Source organism: Modestobacter lapidis, from assembly GCF_054780755.1.
On record NZ_BAAGVS010000021.1, the window covers coordinates 8024 to 27084 of the forward strand.

At 74.0% G+C, this 19061-nt stretch carries 19 protein-coding genes; 11 read left to right on the plus strand and 8 right to left on the minus strand.

Annotation, left to right across the window (positions count from 1 at the left end; all coding sequences use genetic code 11):
- The first annotated feature begins 197 nt into the window (after positions 1-197).
- Positions 198-341, plus strand: coding sequence for a GPGG-motif small membrane protein (locus ACYVG5_RS17005; RefSeq protein ID WP_222048833.1), 144 nt, complete (start codon positions 198-200; stop codon positions 339-341).
- A gap of 45 nt (positions 342-386) precedes the next feature.
- On the opposite strand, the gene ACYVG5_RS17010 is transcribed toward ACYVG5_RS17005, so the two are convergent.
- The 3 genes from ACYVG5_RS17010 to ACYVG5_RS17020 all read right to left on the minus strand — a co-directional run bounded on the left by ACYVG5_RS17010 (position 387) and on the right by ACYVG5_RS17020 (position 3051).
- A complete protein-coding gene (locus tag ACYVG5_RS17010) occupies positions 387-1208 on the minus strand; it encodes an ATP-binding cassette domain-containing protein (RefSeq protein ID WP_222048834.1) in 822 nt (273 codons plus the stop codon).
- Positions 1205-2269 carry an ABC transporter permease gene (locus tag ACYVG5_RS17015; RefSeq protein WP_222048835.1) on the minus strand — a complete coding sequence of 355 codons (1065 nt, stop codon included), beginning with the start codon at positions 2267-2269 and terminating at the stop codon, positions 1205-1207. The genes ACYVG5_RS17010 and ACYVG5_RS17015 overlap by 4 nt, the downstream gene beginning before the upstream one ends.
- Positions 2270-2421: 152 nt before the next feature.
- Positions 2422-3051 carry a hypothetical protein gene (locus ACYVG5_RS17020; protein ID WP_222048836.1) on the minus strand — a complete coding sequence of 210 codons (630 nt, stop codon included), beginning with the start codon at positions 3049-3051 and terminating at the stop codon, positions 2422-2424.
- 64 nt (positions 3052-3115) lie between these two features.
- Between ACYVG5_RS17020 and ACYVG5_RS17025 the strand changes: the two genes are divergently transcribed.
- Positions 3116-4402 (plus strand): adenylosuccinate synthase, encoded by a 1287-nt coding sequence (locus ACYVG5_RS17025; RefSeq protein WP_222048837.1) that lies wholly within the window; start codon positions 3116-3118, stop codon positions 4400-4402.
- A gap of 241 nt (positions 4403-4643) precedes the next feature.
- On the opposite strand, the gene ACYVG5_RS17030 is transcribed toward ACYVG5_RS17025, so the two are convergent.
- Positions 4644-5717, minus strand: coding sequence for a glycerophosphodiester phosphodiesterase family protein (locus ACYVG5_RS17030; RefSeq protein WP_222048838.1), 1074 nt, complete (start codon positions 5715-5717; stop codon positions 4644-4646).
- 241 nt (positions 5718-5958) lie between these two features.
- On the opposite strand from ACYVG5_RS17030, the gene ACYVG5_RS17035 reads away from it, so the two are divergent.
- Both ACYVG5_RS17035 and purD read left to right on the plus strand, forming a co-directional pair.
- Positions 5959-6315: a hypothetical protein gene (locus ACYVG5_RS17035; protein WP_460683377.1), complete on the plus strand. Its 357-nt coding sequence runs from the start codon at positions 5959-5961 to the stop codon at positions 6313-6315.
- Positions 6316-6325: 10 nt separating this feature from the next.
- The gene (purD, locus tag ACYVG5_RS17040; RefSeq protein WP_222048840.1) at positions 6326-7597 is read left to right on the plus strand and encodes a phosphoribosylamine--glycine ligase; all 1272 of its coding nucleotides are present in this window, start codon (positions 6326-6328) and stop codon (positions 7595-7597) included.
- A 59-nt stretch (positions 7598-7656) separates the two neighbouring features.
- Here the strand turns inward: purD and ACYVG5_RS17045 are convergent, their stop codons facing one another.
- The gene (locus ACYVG5_RS17045) at positions 7657-8946 is read right to left on the minus strand and encodes an AI-2E family transporter (RefSeq protein WP_222048892.1); all 1290 of its coding nucleotides are present in this window, start codon (positions 8944-8946) and stop codon (positions 7657-7659) included.
- Positions 8947-9085: 139 nt separating this feature from the next.
- On the opposite strand from ACYVG5_RS17045, the gene purB reads away from it, so the two are divergent.
- The gene (gene purB, locus ACYVG5_RS17050) at positions 9086-10393 is read left to right on the plus strand and encodes an adenylosuccinate lyase (RefSeq protein ID WP_222048841.1); all 1308 of its coding nucleotides are present in this window, start codon (positions 9086-9088) and stop codon (positions 10391-10393) included.
- Positions 10390-11271, plus strand: coding sequence for a phosphoribosylaminoimidazolesuccinocarboxamide synthase (locus tag ACYVG5_RS17055; protein ID WP_222048842.1), 882 nt, complete (start codon positions 10390-10392; stop codon positions 11269-11271). Before purB ends, ACYVG5_RS17055 begins: the two co-directional genes overlap by 4 nt.
- Before the next feature lie 172 nt (positions 11272-11443).
- Here ACYVG5_RS17055 and ACYVG5_RS17060 read toward each other — a convergent pair whose 3' ends face one another.
- Positions 11444-12103 (minus strand): flagellar brake protein, encoded by a 660-nt coding sequence (locus ACYVG5_RS17060; RefSeq protein WP_460683378.1) that lies wholly within the window; start codon positions 12101-12103, stop codon positions 11444-11446.
- Between the two features lie 229 nt (positions 12104-12332).
- On the opposite strand from ACYVG5_RS17060, the gene purS reads away from it, so the two are divergent.
- From purS to ACYVG5_RS17080, 4 genes are read left to right on the plus strand one after another with little or no spacing between them, the layout of a single operon-like run.
- On the plus strand, positions 12333-12572 hold the full coding sequence (gene purS, locus ACYVG5_RS17065; RefSeq protein WP_222048844.1) for a phosphoribosylformylglycinamidine synthase subunit PurS: 240 nt from the start codon (positions 12333-12335) through the stop codon (positions 12570-12572).
- Between the two features lie 27 nt (positions 12573-12599).
- Positions 12600-13271 (plus strand): phosphoribosylformylglycinamidine synthase subunit PurQ, encoded by a 672-nt coding sequence (gene purQ, locus ACYVG5_RS17070; RefSeq protein ID WP_222048845.1) that lies wholly within the window; start codon positions 12600-12602, stop codon positions 13269-13271.
- Positions 13268-15619 (plus strand): phosphoribosylformylglycinamidine synthase subunit PurL, encoded by a 2352-nt coding sequence (purL, locus tag ACYVG5_RS17075; protein WP_222048846.1) that lies wholly within the window; start codon positions 13268-13270, stop codon positions 15617-15619. The genes purQ and purL overlap by 4 nt, the downstream gene beginning before the upstream one ends.
- Positions 15620-15632: 13 nt before the next feature.
- Complete coding sequence (locus ACYVG5_RS17080) at positions 15633-16052, plus strand: sterol carrier family protein (RefSeq protein WP_222048893.1); 420 nt, start codon at positions 15633-15635, stop codon at positions 16050-16052.
- Positions 16053-16182: 130 nt separating this feature from the next.
- On the opposite strand, the gene ACYVG5_RS17085 is transcribed toward ACYVG5_RS17080, so the two are convergent.
- Positions 16183-16317 carry an MFS transporter small subunit gene (locus ACYVG5_RS17085; protein ID WP_460683379.1) on the minus strand — a complete coding sequence of 45 codons (135 nt, stop codon included), beginning with the start codon at positions 16315-16317 and terminating at the stop codon, positions 16183-16185.
- Complete coding sequence (locus ACYVG5_RS17090; RefSeq protein WP_222048847.1) at positions 16314-17729, minus strand: OFA family MFS transporter; 1416 nt, start codon at positions 17727-17729, stop codon at positions 16314-16316. Before ACYVG5_RS17090 ends, ACYVG5_RS17085 begins: the two co-directional genes overlap by 4 nt.
- Before the next feature lie 237 nt (positions 17730-17966).
- On the opposite strand from ACYVG5_RS17090, the gene ACYVG5_RS17095 reads away from it, so the two are divergent.
- A complete protein-coding gene (locus ACYVG5_RS17095; protein WP_222048848.1) occupies positions 17967-19058 on the plus strand; it encodes an S-(hydroxymethyl)mycothiol dehydrogenase in 1092 nt (363 codons plus the stop codon).
- Positions 19059-19061 lie beyond the last annotated feature (3 nt).

Genomic DNA, 19061 nt, shown 5'->3' on the forward strand with positions numbered 1-19061 from the left:
GCAGGCGGCCGTCGTAGCCCGGTGCAGGGGGCCGTTGCCCGCGTCTCCTCAGGGAGGCCTGCGGCCTCCGTCGTCGGCACGGAGGCCGCAAGCGGCCGCGGACGTGGTGATGATCGCCGAGATGCCGATGTGACCCGGAGTGACTAACGTCGCCCCACTGGGCGCCACCGCGGCGCCCCACGTGGAAGGGGATCACCGTGGCGACCCTGCTCTGGATCCTGGCAGTCGTGCTCGTCATCGCCGGCATCTTCGCCATCCTGCGCAAGCAGGTGCTCTGGGGCGTCGTGCTCATCATCCTCGGTCTGCTCGTCGGGCCCGGCGGGGTGAGCGTCTTCACCTGACGGCGCCCGTCGTCGTCTGGCCGGCCTGGGCAGACGACGACGGGCTCACCGCCCGGGGGCGGCGCGGCGCAGCGTCGCGGTGAGCCGGGAGAGCTCGTCACCCCCGGCGACCAGCCGGGTGAGGTCGTCGGCATCGACGTCGTCCCGGGTGAGGTTGCCGGCGACCCGACCGCGGGCCAGCAGCAGGAAACGGTCGCCCACCAGGTGCGCGTACTGGGGGCTGTGGGTCACGAACACCACGGCCAGCCCCTCGTCACGTGCTGTGACCACCGATTGCAGGACGAGCCCCCGCTGGGACAGCGTCATCGGGGTGGTCGGCTCGTCGATGACCAGCACCCGGGCGCCGAAGTGCAGCGCGCGGGCGATGGCCAGGCTCTGCCGCTCCCCGGCCTGCAGCCCGCTGGCCGCCTGATCGGGGTCCAGACCGGCCACGCCGACCCGCGCCATCGCCCGGACGGTCACCTGCTGCGCCGTGGCGACGTCCAGCCGGCGGAGCGGCCAGACACCCCGGGTCGGCTCGGCGCCGAGGAAGAAGTTCCGCCACACCGACATGAGCGGGGCGATCGCGAGGTCCGGCCAGACCGTGGCGATCCCCTGCGCCCGGGCCTGGCCCGGCGACCGGAAGCGCACCGGACGGCCGGCCACGAGCAGCTCGCCCTCGCCGTGCCGCAGCAGCCCGGACAGCAGGGCGACCAGCGTCGACTTCCCCGAGCCGTTCTCCCCGAGCACGCAGCAGACCTGGCCGCCGTCCAGCTGCAGGGACACCCGCGACAGCGCCGCCACGCTGCCGAAGGAGACCGTGAGGTCGCGCAGCTCCAGCAGCGGGGTCGCGCCGGCCGCGCCGGCGGTGGGGAGCGGGGTCGTCATGAGCGTGGCACCGTGCCCAGCCGGCGCCGGACCAGGCCGTTGGCCAGCAGCGCGACCAGCAGCAGCATCCCGAGGAAGGCCTGGAACCAGTAGAGGTCACCACCGGCCCGGGTGATGCCCTCGCGGGCGACGGCGTAGAGCAGCGCCCCCAGCGAGGCCCCCAGCGTCGAGCCGTAGCCGCCGGTCAGCAGGCACCCGCCGATGACGGCGACCACCAGGAACTCGATCTCGGTGCCCAGGGTGGGGGCGACCTGCACCCCGCCCAGCCGGACCAGGCCGATGGTGCCGATCAGCCACCCCGCGGTGGCCGTGCCGAGGAACAGCAGCACCGTCGTCCGGGCGACCGGCACGCCCAGCTCGCGGGCCGCCTGGCCGGCCCCGCCGGTGGCGAACACCGCGTTGCCGAACCGGGTCCGCCACAGCTGCCAGGTGGTGAGGACCGTGGCGACGACCCACCAGAGCAGCGAGATCCGGAACCGTCCGTCACCGATCTGCACGGTGGCGTCGAAGACCCACTCGGCGCTGGACCAGCCGGCCGCGCCGTCCAGCCCGCTCACCCGGGAGGAACCGGCCGCGGCCGAGGCCAGCGCCAGCGCGCCACCCTCCAGCACCAGGAAGGTGGCCACGGTGACCAGGAAGCTGGGCAGGCCGGTTGCGACCACCAGCAACCCGTTGACCGCGCCCACCGCGAGGGCGACGAGCAGCGAGACCGCCAGCGCCGGCCAGATGGGCAGCCCGACCTGGCTGACCAGCACCGCGGTCACCAGGCTGCTGAAGACGGCGACCACGCCGATCGACAGGTCGAACTGGCCACCGACGAGCAGCATGGCGATCGCCACCGCCCCGATGCCCAGCAGCGCCGCGACGTCGAGGACCGTGGCCAGGCCCCCGGAGGTCAGCAGGCCGGGGGCGCGCAGGCCGAAGACGAGGAGCGCGACCAGCAACCCCACCACCGCAGCGGCGCTGGGCCGGGCGAGCAGGCTGTCCAGCAGCCGGCGGCCGGTCGGGCGCGCAGGCGGGGCCGGGGAGGGAGCCCGGAACGTCGGCAGCCCGGCGTTCACCGGCGGCTCCGACCCGGGAGGTCGGGCGAGGGCAGCAGGACCTCCTCGGTCGACGGCAGGGCCCCCAGTGTCCACGTGCAGGATGCGGGCCGGGAACGTGGCCCCGCTGCAGGTCCCTCCGCGAGCGTGCGAGGGGGCAGCGGGGTCCTTCCTCAGGAGCGCAGCCGCCAGCGGACCCGGTCGTCGGCGTACCAGGTCCAGCGGGTCACCTCGCGGTCGAACGGGACGCCGTCGCGCAGCACGCGGGCCGGGTCGCAGGCCACCTGCAGGGCCCGGCCGCTGGTGCGCCGCGCCCGGCGCAGCGGCTGGGTGCGGACGGCGACGCCGATGGTGTCGACCTGCTCCCAGTCCGGGCGGACGTCGATGCGGGTGATCATGCCGTCGGCCACGCGGGCGGCGTCGTGGTGGGCCTGCGCCCCGAACCGCCGGCCCAGCGGCCGGACCACCCGCCGGCCGGGCTGCGCGGCGGGCTCCACCCGCCCGGCGTGCAGCAGGACCCCGCCGTGGTCGTCGCGGACCAGCGGCAGCGCGCGCTCGCCGCCGGAGCCGATGCCCAGTGACCGGGCCAGCCCGGTGGAGGCGGCGTCGTCCGCGGGCTCCCAGCCGACCGGCACCGCCGGCAGCCGCTCGGTGCGCCAGAGCCGGGCGAGGACGGCGGAGAGCGCCGGTACCGGGCCCTGGACGACGATCTCCTCGGCGACGTCGACGACCGAGGCGACGTGCCGTCTCGAGGGCCCCTGACCCTCGGCGAGGCCGCGGAGGTCGAACCGTCGGGCCGTCATGCGGATACCCTGCCATCTGGCCCGCCGGGAACCACCGGTGTCGATGAACGAGGAGATCCCAGCGATGCCGGCAGTCGTGCTGATCGGTGCCCAGTGGGGCGACGAGGGCAAGGGCAAGGCGACCGACCTGCTCGGTGGCCGCGTGCCCTACGTCGTGCGCTACCAGGGCGGCAACAACGCCGGGCACACGGTGATCACGCCCGACGGCGAGAAGTACGCGCTGCACCTGATCCCCTCCGGGATCCTGACGCCGGGCTGCACGCCGGTCATCGGCAACGGCGTCGTCATCGACCCGGAGGTGCTGATCGGGGAGCTCGCCGGCCTGGAGGAGCGCGGGGTGGACACCTCGCGGCTGGTGATCAGCTCCGACGCGCACCTGATCATGCCGCACCACCGCGCGCTGGACCGCGTCTCCGAGCGGTTCCTCGGCAAGCGGAAGATCGGCACCACCGGGCGTGGGATCGGCCCGGCCTACGGCGACAAGGTCGCCCGGGTCGGCATCCGCATGCAGGACCTGCTCGACCTGTCCATCCTGCGGCAGAAGCTCGAGGGCACGCTGCAGGAGAAGAACCAGGTCCTGGTGAAGGTCTACAACCGCAAGGCGATCGACGTCGACGAGGTCGTGGCGGAGTACGCCGGTTACGCCGAGGCGCTCAAGCACCGCATCGTCGACACCCGGCTGCTGCTGGGCAGGGCTCTGGACGCCGGTGAGTGGGTGCTCCTCGAGGGTTCCCAGGGCACGCTGCTGGACGTCGACCACGGCACGTATCCGTTCGTGACGTCGTCCAACCCGACCGCCGGCGGTGCCTCCGTCGGCGCCGGCGTGGGCCCGACCCGGATCGAGCGCGTCGTCGGCATCCTGAAGGCCTACACGACCCGGGTGGGTTCCGGCCCGTTCCCGACCGAGCTGCACGACCAGTGGGGCGAGTACCTGCGCAAGCAGGGCGGCGAGGTCGGCGTCACCACCGGGCGCGACCGGCGCTGCGGCTGGTTCGACGCCGTCGTCGCCCGGTACGCCAGCCGGGTCAACGGCATCACCGACTACTTCCTCACCAAGCTCGACGTGCTCTCCGGGCTGGAGACGGTGCCGATCTGCGTGGCCTACGACGTCGACGGCGTGCGGCACGACGAGATGCCGATGACCCAGACCGAGTTCCACCACGCCACCCCGGTGTACGAGAAGATGCCGGGCTGGTCCGAGGACATCACCGGCTGCCGCCGCTTCGAGGATCTGCCGGCCAACGCCCGGGCCTACGTGCGGCGCCTGGAGGAGCTGGCCGGTGCCCGCGTCAGCGTCATCGGCGTCGGCCCCGGACGCGACGAGAATGTCGTTCTCCACGATCTGATCTGAGCTGTGCTCATTGCGATCCTCCGGATCGCACCGCGGCCAACGGCCGTCCCCGACGGGCGTTGAGCCGCTTCGTGCGCTCCGGGCGGGAGCCTCCGGCCCCGCGCCCGCAGCCCACAGCGGCCAACGGCCGTCCCCGACGGGCGTTGAGCCGCTTCGTGCGCTCCGGGCGGGAGCCTCCGGCCCCGCGCCCGCAGCCCACAGTCGTCCTCCGGACGACGCCGAGGTCGCCGCTCGCAGCGGCTCAGCGTTGCTGGGGAACGGCTGCTGGCCGCGAGGCGGTCCGGAGGACCGCAGGGTGCACCGCCGACAGCTCCGCGCGGGCGCGGGCGGCGGTGTCCGGGGAGTCGGTGATCACGCCGTCGATGCCGAGGGCGAACAGCAGCCGGGTCTCGGTCTGCAGGTCGCCCTGGCCGGCCGGGTCGGCGCCGCGCCGGAGGTGGCGCGGCAGGAACGCGTTCTCCGGGCGCAGGGTCCAGGCGCAGATCCGCAGGTCGGCCCGGTGGGCCTGGCCGATCAGGTCGGAGACGCCGGTGAGGGAGCCGTCCTCGCCGCGCAGCAGGATGCGCGCCTTGCCGGGACCGATCCCCTCGGCGTAGGTGGAGATCTCCCGCAGCCCGGCCGGGGTGACCATCGCGTCGTGGCAGGGCTCGTCGAGGACCAGCTGGACGAGGTGGGGGCCGCGCGGGCCGAGGTCGGCGCGCAGCGCCCGCAGCGACGCCGCGTCGAAGCTCTGCAGGACGACGGGGCCGTCGGGGCCGGCGGCACCGAGCCGCCGCAGCTCCGCCGCGACCAGCTCCACCATCGGGATGCCCTGGGCGCCCCACCAGTCGGGGTACTTCAGCTCGGCCTGCACCCGGATGCGCCGGGCCGGGGTCGACCGGCGGCGGGCCAGGGCGACCACCTCGGCGAGGGTGAGGATGCCGTAGCGGCCGTCGTAGGCGGTGTTCAGCGGGCGCAGCGCCGGCAACCGCTCGACCGCGCGCAGCGTGCGGAGCTCGGCGAGGGTGAAGTCCTCGGTGAACCAGCCGGTCAGCTCCTCGCCGTCCACCTCCTGGGTGCGCCGGCGGGCGGCGAATCCGGGGTGGTCGGCGACGTCGGTGCTCAGCGACAGCTCGTTCTCGTGCCGGGCGACCAGGACGCCGTCCCGGGTGGGCACGATGTCGGGCTCGATGAGGTCCGCGCCCAGGTCGATGGCCAGCTCGTAGCTGGCGAGGGTGTGCTCGGGGCGGTAGCTCGGGGCGCCGCGGTGGCCGATGACCACCTGCAGCTGGGTCCGATGGGACGACGGCACGGCCTTCAGGCCGGTCTCGTGCATGGACACCAGTGGAACGCGTCTGGATGTGCGGCGGGTGAACACGCGCCGACGGGACGCCGACGAACCAGCGGACAACCGCCTCACCTGCACGTCACCATCGACCCTGTGACGGATCTCTCAGCGCCCGGCCGGCGCGCCGGCTGACCGTGCTGGACGCCGACGGTGAGCGGTGGGCCCGCCGGTCCGGTGCCCTGCACGACGACTCCGGCTCCGGGGAGCCGGCGGTGGCGACTGGGTCGCCGTGCAGGGGGAGCGGGTGGTCGCGGTGCTGCCCCGGCGGACGGCCTTCGTCCGCACCGCCGCCGGGCGGGGGTCGGTGGCCCAGGTGGTGGCCGCGCTGCTCGTGGACACCCCGGGGATGCGGGAGCTGGCGCTGCCGGGTGGCGCCGGCCTGGACGCCGCCGCGATCGGCGACGGCGTCCTCGACCCGGCCCGGCTGACCGCCTGGCGCAAGCTGCAGGCCGAGGCGTACCGGCAGGAGCTGCGGGCCGACGCCCGGGCGCGGGCGCTCGAGCACGCCCGCCTGCGTGCCCGGCCCCGCTCGGGGCACCGCCGCGAGCTTGCGAGTGGTGGGGAGCACGGGGTCCTTCGACGGTAGGTTCAGCGACGTGCGCGTGCTCGTGATCGGCTCCGGTGCCCGGGAGCACGCCCTGTGCGTGGCTCTCTCGTCCGACCCCGCGGTCACCGCGCTGGCCTGTGCGCCCGGCAACGCCGGCACGGTCCGGCTGGCCGAGGCCCGGCCGGTCGACGTCGCCGACCCGGTGGCGGTGGCGGCGCTGGCGGTGGACTGGGCGGCCGACCTCGTCGTCGTCGGCCCCGAGGTGCCGCTGGTGGCCGGTGCGGCCGACGCGGTCCGGGACGCCGGCATCGCCTGCTTTGGCCCGTCGGAGCAGGCCGCGCAGCTGGAGGGTTCCAAGGCCTTCGCCAAGCACGTGATGACCGCCGCCGAGGTGCCCACCGCCCAGGCGTGGCCGGTCGGTGGGCCCGCCGAGCTGGAGACCGCGCTGGACGAGGCGCACCAGGTGAGCGCCGGCGCGCCCTACGTGGTCAAGGACGACGGGCTCGCCGCCGGGAAGGGCGTGCTGGTCACCCAGGACCGGGCCGCGGCCGTCGCGCACGGCCAGGCGGTGCTCGGCGCCGGCCATGCGGTGCTGGTCGAGGAGTACCTCGACGGCCCGGAGGTGTCGCTGTTCGCCCTCTCGGACGGGACGACGGTCGTGCCGCTGTTGCCCGCCCAGGACGCCAAGCGCCGGGACGACGGCGACGGTGGCCCCAACACCGGCGGCATGGGCGCCTACGCGCCGCTGCCCTGGGCGCCGCCCGGGCTGGTCGAGGAGGTGCTGGCCACCGTCCTGCAGCCCACCGTGACCGAGATGGCGCGCCGCGGCGAGCCGTTCGCCGGGCTGCTCTACGCCGGGCTCGCGCTGACCTCCCGCGGCGTTCGGGTGGTGGAGTTCAACGCCCGGTTCGGTGACCCGGAGACCGAGGTCGTGCTGCCCCTGCTGGAGACGCCGCTGGCCGGGTTGCTGCACGCCGCCGCCACCGGGACCCTCGCCGACCAGCCGCCGCTGCGCTGGCGGGACGGCGCCGCGGTGACGGTCGTCGTCGCCGCCTCCGGGTACCCGGAGCGGCCGCGCACCGGTGATCCGGTCACCGGCGCGGAGGGCGCGGGCGTGCTGCACGCCGGCACCACCGCCGGCCCGGACGGGGTGGTCCGGTCCAGCGGTGGGCGGGTGCTCGCCGTCACCGCCGTCGGGGACGACCTGGCCGCGGCCCGGCAGGCGGCCTACGAGCGGGTCGCGGGCGTGCGGCTGGCCGACGCGCACTGGCGCACCGACATCGCACTGGCCGCCGTCGAGGGCCGGATCTCACCGCCCTGACGGCCGCCTCCAGGGGCCCGCCGCGAGCCTGCGAGTGGTGGGGAGGAGGTGGTCCTTCTTTACTCGACGACGACGGGCGCCGCGGCCCGGCCGGTCTCCGGCTCGGGCGGCCGCGGGCCCTCGTGCCGCCGCGCCAGGTAGGTGCCGGCGACGTTGAGGCAGGCGACGAGCGGCACGGCGATCAGGGCCCCGAAGATGCCGGCGACCAGCAGACCGGCGGCGATGGACAGCACCACGGCCAGCGGGTGCACCCGGACGGCGCGGCCGAGCAGCAGCGGCTGCAGCACGTGCCCCTCCAGCTGCATGACGCCGACGGTGACCGCCAGGACGACCAGGGCGGCGATCGGCCCGTTGGACACCAGTGCCACGAGGACCGCCGCCGTCCCGGCGAGGAACGAGCCGATGATCGGGATGAACGCCCCGAGGAACACCAGCGCGGCCAGCGGGATGGCCAGCGGCACGCCGATGACCGACAGGGCGATGCCGATCACCACGGCGTCGACCAGGGCGACCAGTGCGGTCGCCCGGACGTAGGCGACCAGCGTCCGCCAGGCCCGCCGCGCAGCCTCGTCCAGGTGGGCACGGGAGGCCCGCGGGGCGAGGCCGACGAACCACAGCCAGATGGGCCGGCCGTCCTTGAGGAAGAAGAACAGCGTGAACAGCGCGAGCACGATCCCGGTGACGACCTCCCCCACGGTGGCCGCGGTGGTGAGGGCGCCGGCGGTGAGGGTGTCGCGGTTGTCGAGGACGGACTGCTGGGCGGTCTCCAGGGCGGCGTCGATCTGGGCCTGGGAGACCGGGAAGTTCGCGGTGACGAAGTCCTGGACCTGCTCGATGCCCTGCCCCACCTGGTCGGCGAGGTCTGCGTAACCGGCGGTGAACCGCTCGACGACGAGGGTGATGATCCCGGCGACGGCGCCCACCCCGACAACGAGCATGGTGGTCGCGGCCACCGCGCGCGGCCAGCCCTGGCGCACCATCAGCGCCGCGCCGGGCTGCAGCAGCGCGGCCAGCAGCAGCGCGACGATCACCGGGACGACGACGACCGCGACGTAGCCGACCAGGATCAGCAGCGCGTAGAGGGCGGCGCCCACGACGAGCGCCCGCCACGACCAGGCGGCGGCCACCCGCAGTCCGGGGGGCACCGGGTCCTCGCCCACCTGGGAGTCGTCGGGGGCCGGCAGGCTGCCGTCGCCGTCGTGGCTGCCGTCGTCGGGCTCCAGATGGCCGTGCCGGTCGTCGTCCATGACCAGCACCACCCGGGTGTCCGGCCAGGCGTGCGGGTCCCGTTCGGCGGCCCGGATGCGCTCGCGGGCCCGGGCGATCAGGTGGGACGCCCGAGCGGGCATCGGGTCCTCCAGTGCGTCGGTGGCGGTGGTGTGGCCGGCCGGGACGACGGGGCGCTCGGGGCTGGTCGAGCCGCGCGCGGCCGGTGCGGGAGGATGGTCCCGTGGCGCTCCGAGCTGACCAGTCCCAGGCGGTACCCGCATGATCGACCGCTACACCCTCCCCGACATGGGCCGGGTCTGGAGCGAGGCGCACAAGTACGCGTTGTGGTGTCGCGTGGAGACCCTCGTCCTCGAGGCGCATGCGGCTGCCGGGCGGGTCCCGGCCGATGTCGTCGCGCCGGTGCGCGCCGCGCCGCCACCGACCCCGGAGCGGGTGGCCGAGATCGAGGAGACGACGCAGCACGACGTCATCGCCTTCCTGACCGCCTGGGCCGACAACACCGAGCCCCGCTCGGCGGCGGCCTACGTGCACCACGGCATGACGTCCTCGGATCTGCTGGACACCGCGCTGGCCGTCCAGCTCACCGACGCCACCGACGTGCTGCTGGCCAAGGCCGACCGGCTGGTCGCGGCGCTGCGCGACCACGGGCTGGCCCACCGGCACACGCTGAAGGTGGGGCGCACCCACGGTGTGCACGCCGAGCCCGACGTGTGGGGCCACCGGGTGGCCGACCTGGCGTTCGCGATGGCCCGGTCCCGGGATCGGCTGCGCGCCGCCCGGGCCGCGGTGGGCGTCGTCGCCATCTCCGGTGCGGTCGGCACGTACTCGCTGATCGACCCCGCCGTCGAGCAGCAGGTCGCGCAGGCCCTCGACCTGCGGGCCGCCGACGCCTCGACCCAGGTCGTGCTGCGCGACGGGATCAGCGAGTGGGTCTCCGCGCTGGCGATCATCGCCACCGTCTGCGAGGCGATCGCGCTGGAGGTCCGGCACGGGCAGCGCACCGAGGTGCGGGAGCTGTCCGAGGCGTTCGGCGCGGGGCAGAAGGGCTCCAGCGCCATGCCGCACAAGAAGAACCCGATCCGGTCGGAGCGGATCGCCGGGCTGGCCCGCGTCGTGCGGGCGGCGATCGTGCCGGTGATGGAGGGCATCCCGCTGTGGCACGAGCGGGACATCTCGCACTCCTCCACCGAGCGGGTGTTCCTGCCCGACGCCGCGATCACCACCGACTACCTGCTGAACCTGACCGCGGGCCTGGTGGAGAACCTGGTCGTCGACGCCGAGCGGATGCGGGCCAACCTCGACTCCACCGGCGGGCTGATCTACACGTCCTCGGTACTGCTGGAGCTGGTCGAGGCGGGGATGGGCCGCGAGCAGGCGTACGCCCTGGTCCAGGCGGCGGCGATGCAGACCTGGCAGGGCGGCAGGCCGTTCCGCGAGACGCTGCGCGCCCGGGCGGCCGAGGACGACGTGACCCTCGACGAGGCCCGGCTGGACGAGATCTGCCGGCCCGAGCGCTACGTGGCCAACCTGGACCCGCTGTTCGAGCGGCTGGCCGCGCTGTCATGAGCGGACGGAGGCCGGCGCTGGACCTGCCGCTGGTCGCGCGGGGCAAGGTGCGCGAGGTCTACGCGGTCGACGACGACCGGCTGCTGCTGGTCGCCAGCGACCGGATCTCGGCCTTCGACGTGGTGCTGCCCACCCCGATCCCGGACAAGGGCCGGGTGCTCACCGCGCTGTCGGTGTGGTGGTTCGGGCAGCTGGCCCCGGTGCTGGAGGCGCACGGCGCGACCCACCACCTAGTCGGCGCGGACGACGTCCCGGCGGCGGTGGCCGGCCGGGCGATGCTGGTGCGCCGGCTGCAGATGCTGCCGGTGGAGTGCGTGGCCCGCGGCTACCTGTCGGGGTCGGGGACGGTGGAGTACCAGCGCACCGGCGCGATCCGGGACGTCGTCCTGCCGGCCGGTCTGGTCGAGGGCTCGCGGCTGCCGGAGCCGGTGTTCACCCCGTCCACCAAGGCCGAGGTGGGGGAGCACGACGAGGCGATCACCTTCGCGCAGGTCGGCGACGCCGTAGGGAGCGAGCAGGCGGCGGCGTTGCGCGAGCTCACGCTGGCGCTCTACCGGCGGGCGGTGGAGATCGCGGCGGCGGCGGGCATCGTTCTGGCCGACACGAAGTTCGAGTTCGGCACGGCTGCCGACGGTGCCGGGCTGGTGCTCGGCGACGAGGTGCTCACCCCCGACTCGTCCCGGTTCTGGCCGGCCGTCACCTGGTCACCGGGCGCGGCGCAGCCCTCCTACGACAAGCAGTACGTCCGCGACTGGCTCACCAGCTCGGGCTGGGATCGGGTGTCCCCGCCGCCCGAGCTCCCCGCCGACGTCGTCGCCGCCACGAGGGAGCGGTACGTCACCGCCTACGAGAAGCTGACCGGCCAACCGTTCGGATAACGGGCCCGCGGTCCGGAGGACCGCTGTGGCCGGGCGTCGCGGAGGCCCGAGGCCTCCCGACGTCGGGCCACGGAACGGCTCAGCGCAGCAGGGGCACGGCACGTGGCCGCGGTGCGATGCGGAGCATCGCGATGTGCACAGCCCGCGGTGCGATGCGGAGCATCGCCATGTGCTACGTCACCAATCCTCTGGCCCGGGCGTTGCGCAGGGCGGTGAACACGTGCGAGCGGATGAGGTCCTTGGCCGGCTCGGGGAGCTGGAGGAACTTGAGCGACCACTCGTGCAGCTGGTCCTCCCGCCGCCGGCGCCGGACGAACTCGACCTGGGTGTCCAGCTGGTCGGAGTAGAGGTCGAGGACCAGCCCGATCGGGTGTCCCGCCTTGGGGAAGGGGATGTTGGTCCCGAGGTCGCCGTGCGGCCGGAAGACGCAGCGCAGGCCGCCCTCGCTGAGGTCCACGGTGCTGCCGACGAGCTCGGTCCGGCCGTAGACGACGCGGACGGGCAGGCCGAGGGGCGCCCGCACGGCCTCGCGGCGCTGGGTGCGGGTCGCCTCGCCCTTGATGCGCAGCTGGAGCAGCCCGTCGGCGCCGACGTCGACCAGCTGGGCGTCGACGGACCGGAAGCCGTCGTCCGCCTGCCAGGACAGCTCCATCAGGTCACCCGGGCGGAGGGCCACCGCCACGCCCACGCCGTTGCGCGGCGAGGTCACGTGCATGTTCTTGGCACCGATGTGCCGCACGCGGCTGGTGAGGGCGTCGTCCTGCCCGAAGGGGACGACGCTCAGCGCCGTGTCGGCGTCGGGGTAGTCGATGTTGGGCCGCCCGGCGACCATGCCTGCTCCCATGTGGTGCGGTCGCCGGTCCCGTGGCCCGGCGGTGAACGCACAAAGTTTAACTGAGCGTGAGCGAGCTGTGACGTAACGGCGGAAGTCCGCTGGCCCTGTCGGGTGACCGTCGGGTGGTGGCGTTCGGCCCCGCGGGGGTCCGGACCGCCTGGCCGGGTCGTCGCCGGCCGGCTCGACCGTCCGCAGCGGCTGTCGGCCTGCCGGTACCCTTCCCAGCGTGTCCCGGGTGGTCGTCGACGTCGTGCTGAAGCCAGAGATCTCCGACCCCCAGGGGCAGGCGGTGCTGGGCGCCCTGGGCCGGCTGGGCCACAGCGGGGTGCGCAGCGTCCGCCAGGGCAAGCACTTCGTGCTGGAGGTCGACGGCGACCCCGACGAGGCCGAACTCCGGCAGATCGCCGAGACACTGCTGGCCAACCCGGTCATCGAGGACGTCGAACTGCACCTCTCGACCGACTGACGGCCCTACCCCTTGAAGGACAGTGCTGTGCGCATCGGTGTTCTCACCTTCCCGGGCTCGCTGGACGACGTCGACGCCGCGCGGGCGATCCGTCTCGCCGGCGGCGAGCCGGTTCCGCTGTGGCACGGCGACCACGACCTGAAGGACGTCGACGCCGTCGTCCTGCCCGGCGGCTTCTCCTACGGCGACTACCTGCGCGCCGGCGCCATCGCCGCGCGGTCGCCGCTGATGCGCGACGTCGTGGCCGCGGCCGGCGGGGGCCTGCCCGTGCTGGGCATCTGCAACGGCTTCCAAGTGCTCTGCGAGGCCGGCCTGCTCCCCGGCGCGCTCACCCGCAACAGCCACCTGCACTTCCGCAACCGCGACCAGGGCCTGCTGGTCGAGCGCGCCGACACCGCCTGGACGTCGGCGTACACGACCGGGCAGACGATCGTCGTCCCGGTGAAGAACGGCGAGGGCCGCTACGTCGCCGCACCCGCCGACCTGGACCGGATCGAGGGCGAGGGCCGCGTGGTCGTCCGCTACACCGGCGGCAACCCCAACGGCAGCTCCCGCGACATCGCCGGGGTGACCAGCGCCGACGGCCGGGTCGTCGGCCTGATGCCGCACCCCGAGCACGCGGTCGAGGCGCTCACCGGCCCGTCCACCGACGGCCTGGGTTTCTTCACCTCGGTGCTGTCGGCGATGGTGACCTCGTGAGCGCCACCGAGGGCCTGTCCGACCTCGACACCGGCCCCGGCCGGCTGGCGAACCGGCTCGACACCGTCGATCTGGCGGCGAGCACGCCGGACGACGAGCAGCCCTACGCCGAGCTCGGCCTGCGCGCGGACGAGTACGACCGGATCCGCGGCATCCTCGGCCGCCGGCCCACCACCGCCGAGCTGGCCATGTACTCGGTCATGTGGAGCGAGCACTGCTCCTACAAGTCCTCCAAGGTGCACCTGCGCCGGTTCGGCGACCTGCCGCCCAGCGACGCGCTGCTCGTCGGTATCGGCGAGAACGCCGGCGTGGTCGACGTCGGCGACGGCTACGCCGTCACCTTCAAGGTCGAGTCGCACAACCACCCCAGCTACGTCGAGCCCTACCAGGGGGCGGCCACCGGCGTCGGCGGCATCGTCCGCGACATCCTCACCATGGGCGCCCGGCCGGTCGCCGTCATGGACTCGCTCCGTTTCGGCCGTGCCGACGCCCCCGACACCGCCCGGGTGCTGCCCGGCGTCGTCGCCGGGGTGGGCGGCTACGGCAACTGCCTGGGCCTGCCCAACATCGGCGGGGAGCTGCTCTTCGACGACTGCTACGCGGGCAACCCGCTGGTCAACGCGTTGTGCGTCGGCGTCATGCGGCACGAGGACGTCCGGCTGGCCAAGGCCGAGGGCGTGGGCAACAAGGCGGTCCTGTTCGGCGCCCGCACCGGCGGCGACGGCATCGGCGGGGTGTCGGTCCTGGCCAGCGAGACCTTCGACGACGCCGCGGACGGAGAGCGCGGCCCGGCCAAGCGGCCCGCCGTGCAGGTCGGCGACCCGTTCACCGAGAAGCTGCTCATCGAGGCCTGCCTGGAGATCTTCGCCGCCGACCTGGTCACCGGCATCCAGGACCTCGGCGGCGCCGGGCTGTCCTGCGCCACCAGCGAGCTCGCCAGCGCCGGCACCGGCGGCATGCACGTCGACCTCGACACCGTCCCGCTGCGCGACAGCACCCTGACGCCCGCCGAGATCCTGATGAGCGAGTCGCAGGAGCGGATGTGCGCGATCGTCGAGCCGGCCAAGGTCGACGCCTTCCTCGCGGTCTGCCGCCGGTGGGACGTGCTGGCCACCGTCATCGGTGAGGTCACCGACGGCGAGCGGCTGACCGTCGACTGGCACGGCGAGCGGATCGTCGACGTCCCGCCGCGCACCGTCGCCCACGAGGGGCCGGTCTACGAGCGGCCGATGCGCCGCCCGGCCGACCTCGACGCGCTGCAGGCCGACGACCCGGCGCGGCTGCCGGCTCCGTCGGGGCCCGACGAGCTGCGCGCCGCCTGGCTGGCCGTGGTGAGCAGCCCGGACGGCGCCGACAAGTCGTGGGTCACCGAGCAGTACGACCGCTACGTGCGGGGCAACACGGTGCAAGCAGGGCCCGAGGACGCCGGGGTGGTGCGGATCGACGAGGTCACCCACCGCGGCATCGCCCTGGCGCTGGACGGGAACGCCCGCTTCGCCCGGCTGGACCCCTACACCGGCGCCCAGCTCAACCTGGCCGAGGCCTACCGCAACGTCGCGGTCTCCGGCGCGGTCCCGCTGGCCGTCACCAACTGCCTGAACTTCGGCTCCCCGGAGGAGCCCGAGGTGATGTGGCAGTTCGCCGAGGCCGTCCGCGGGCTGGCCGACGGTTGCCGGGAGCTGGGCCTGCCGGTCACCGGCGGCAACGTCAGCCTCTACAACCAGACCGGCGACGTGCCGATCAACCCGACCCCGGTCATCGGCGTGCTGGGCGTGCACGCCGATGTCCGGCGCCGGGTGCCCACCGGCTGGCGGGCCGCCGGCGAGACCGTGCTGCTGCTGGGCGAGACCCGGCCGGAGTTCGGCGGCTCCGCCTGGGCGTCGGTCGTGCACGGCCACCTCGGCGGGCGCCCGCCGGCGCTCGACCTGCCCGCCGAGCGGGCCCTCGGCGGGCTGTTGGCGGCCCTCTCCGCCGCCGGGCTGGTGAGCTCGGCGCACGACCTGGCCGACGGCGGCCTGGCGCAGGCGCTCACCGAGTCGGCGCTGCGGTACGGCGTCGGGGCCACGCTGACGCTGCCCGGCGAGCCCTTCCCGACGCTGTTCAGCGAGTCGGTCGCCCGCGCCGTCGTCACCACGTCCGACGCCGGCGCCGTGCGCGCCGCCGCCGAGCGGGCCGGCGTGCCGGTCACCGAGCTGGGCACGACGGGCGGCGCCGCGCTGACCGCCGGCGAGCTCGAGCTGTCCCTGGACGAGCTGCGGGCCGCCTGGTCGGCCACCCTGCCGGCGCTGTTCGGGTCGCCGGCCGACGCGGTCGGCACCGTTCCGGCGGGCACCGTCCCGACCAGCTGATGGCTCGGTCGTGATGGCCGGGCCCGGGCCGATCCCGGCCGACGAGCTGCGGGCGGCGCTCGCCCCCACGGCGGCGTGGCTGGCCGGGGAGGCCGACCGGCCGACCCGGGCGGTGCTGGGTGCGGCGGTGAAGACCTCGGCGCGCTGGCTGGCCCAGCAGGTGCCCGGTCGCTCGGTGGAGGTGCGGGTGCCGCCGTTCGTCGCCGTCCAGTGCGTGCCGGGGCCGCGGCACACCCGCGGCACGCCGCCCAACGTGGTCGAGACCGACCCGGCGACCTGGCTGCGGCTGGTGACCGGGGCGCTGACCTGGGCCGAGGCCGTCGGCGCCGGCCGGGTCAGCGCGAGCGGCAACCGGGCGGACCTGTCGGAACTGCTTCCCTTGTCACCGCTCCGCGGCGACACCGCGGCCAGGAGCCGTCCCCCGGAGTCCTGAGCCGCTGCGGCCACTCCTCGCGGAGGCCTCCGGCCCCCACTCGTCCTGGACCACGGCCTCCGGCCGACCGACCGTCCTCATACGACAGCGCCCCGGCCGCTGGGCGGCCGGGGCGCTGTGGTGGTGCTGGTCAGCCGCCGAACAGGGTGCTGGCGGTGCGGACGGTGTTGAACAGGCCGTAGGCCAGGGGCACGCCCACCAGCAGCCAGGCGAAGGCGATCAGGGCCGTCGGGGTGTGCGTGGCAGGACGCTCGGGGGTGCTCATCGGGTGGCGCTCCGTTCGGTGCTCGAGGCGGCGGTGGGGACGTCGGTGCCCTTGGGTTCGAACCACTTGCTGTCGACCTGCTTGATCATCAGGTTGGCGACGAAGCCGACGGCGAGCAGGCCGACCATGATGAACAGCGCCGGCCGGTAGTCGCCGGCGACGAGCTCACCCGGGGTGCCCCGGGAGTCCAGGACACCGTTGATGATCAGCGGCCCGGCGATGCCCGCCGCGGACCATGCGGTCAGCAGCCGGCCGTGGATCGCGCCGACCTGGAAGGTGCCGAACAGGTCGCGCAGGTAGGCCGGCGCGGTGGAGAACCCGCCGCCGTAGAAGCTGATGATCAGTGCGGCCAGGATGACGAACAGCCAGGTGGCCGAGCTGCCGACGGTGGCCAGCAGCACATAGAGCACCAGGCCGACGCCCAGGTAGATCATGTACATCGGCTTGCGGCCGATGTAGTCCGACGTGGTCGACCAGGCGAAACGCCCGCCCATGTTGAACAGCGAGAGCACGCCGACGAAGCCGGCTGCCGCGGCCGCGGTGACCGCGGAGGTCGAACCGTCACGGAAGAAGTCCTGGATCATCGGGGCGGCCTGCTCGAGGATCCCGATGCCGGCGGTCACGTTGCAGAACAGGGCGACCCAGAGCAGCCAGAACTGCGGGGTCCTGATCGCGTTGCCGGCCGAGACGTTCTCGGTGGTGACCAGCGACTTCTGCTTGACCGTCGCCGGGTCGAAGCCGTGCGGGCGCCAGTCGGGAGCCGGCACCCGGACGATGAGGGCGCCGAAGAGCATGAAGGCCAGGTAGACCAGGCCGAGGGTCACGAACAGCAGGGCGACGGCGCTGCCGGCGGGGACGGTGCCGGCCGTGCCGTCGTAGCCCTCGTCGTAGAAGTTCATCAGCTGGCGGGAGATCGGGGAGGCGATCAGCGCGCCACCGCCGAAGCCCATGATCGCCATGCCGGTGGCCAGGCCGGGGCGGTCGGGGAACCACTTGATCAGCGTGGAGACCGGGGAGATGTAGCCGATGCCCAGCCCGATGCCACCGAGGACGCCGTAGCCGAGGTACACCAGCCACAGCTGGTTGGTGCTGATGCCCAGCGCCCCGACGAGGAAGCCGGCCGACCACAGGACGGCGGCGGTGAACATCGCGGCGCGCGGGCCGTTGCGGTCGACCCAGGTGCCGAACGCGGCGGCCGACAGGCCGAGCATCACGATGGCGAGGGAGAAGATGATGCCGATCGCGGTGAGGCTGCTGTCGAAGTGCTGGACCAGAGCGGTCTTGTAGACGCTGGTGGCGTAGGCCTGGCCGATGCACAGGTGCACGGCCAGGGCTGCCGGCGGGATGAGCCACCGGTTGAAGCCCGGTCGAGCGACGATGCGCTCGCGAGCCAGGAAGCTGGGTACTGCCACGGAATGACCTCCGGGAACGGGAACGACGGCGCCGAGCGGACACAGCCAGGGCATGCCTGTCTCACAGGGCACGAACGGGTGGGACGGTACGTCCACCTGGGGCGGATGGTGCCCCTGGGGCCGCATTCCGGGGGAGGACGAGATCGGATCGTTGTCTGCGCGGCGCATCTCGGGGTGGGCTTCCGTGCCGTGCAAGGCCCCCGGACCACGGCGCCGACGGCTCCCTAAGCTCACGGCATGCCATACGAGGTGAAGGGCGTCGTCGCCCGCAGCAAGGGTTCCCCGGTCTCCGTCGAGACGATCATCGTTCCGGACCCCGGTCCGGGCGAGGCGGTCGTGGACGTGCAGGCCTGCGGGGTCTGCCACACCGACCTGCACTACCGGGAGGGCGGGATCAACGACGAGTACCCCTTCCTCCTCGGCCACGAGGCCGCCGGGCTCGTCTCGGCCGTGGGCGAGGGCGTCACCAACGTCGCCGTGGGCGACTACGTGATCCTGAACTGGCGGGCCGTCTGCGGCGAGTGCCGCGCGTGCGCCAAGGGCAAGCCCTGGTACTGCTTCAACACCCACAACGCCACCCAGAAGATGACCCTGGCCGACGGCACGGAACTCTCCCCGGCGCTGGGCATCGGCGCCTTCGCCGAGAAGACCCTGGTCCACTCCGGCCAGTGCACCAAGGTCGACCCGGCCGCCAAGCCCACCGCGGCCGGGCTCCTCGGCTGCGGCGTGATGGCCGGTGTCGGCGCCGCCATCAACACCGGTGGGGTGGGACGCGGCGACTCGGTCGCCGTCTTCGGCTGCGGTGGTGTCGGTGACGCCGCGATCGCCGGCTCCCGGCTGGCCGGCGCGGGCACGATCATCGCCGTCGACATCGACGACAAGAAGCTCGAGTGGGCCAGGGGCATGGGCGCCACCCACACGGTCAACTCCAAGGAGACCGACCCGGTCCGGGCGATCAAGGACCTCACCGGCGGGTTCGGCGTGGACGTGGCGATCGACGCCGTGGGCCACCCGGCCGTCTACGAGCAGGCCTTCAAGGCCCGTGACCTGGCCGGCACCGTCGTCCTCGTCGGGGTTCCCAACCCGGCCATGAAGATCGAGCTGCCGCTGATCGACGTCTTCGGGCACGGCGGGGCGCTGAAGTCCTCCTGGTACGGCGACTGCCTGCCCAGCCGCGACTTCCCGATGCTCATCGACCTGTACCTGCAGGGCCGCTTCGACCTCGACGCCTTCGTCTCCGAGACCATCGGCATCGACGACGTCGAGTCGGCCTTCGAGAAGATGCACCACGGCGACGTGCTGCGCTCGGTCGTGGTGTTCGACAAGTGACGG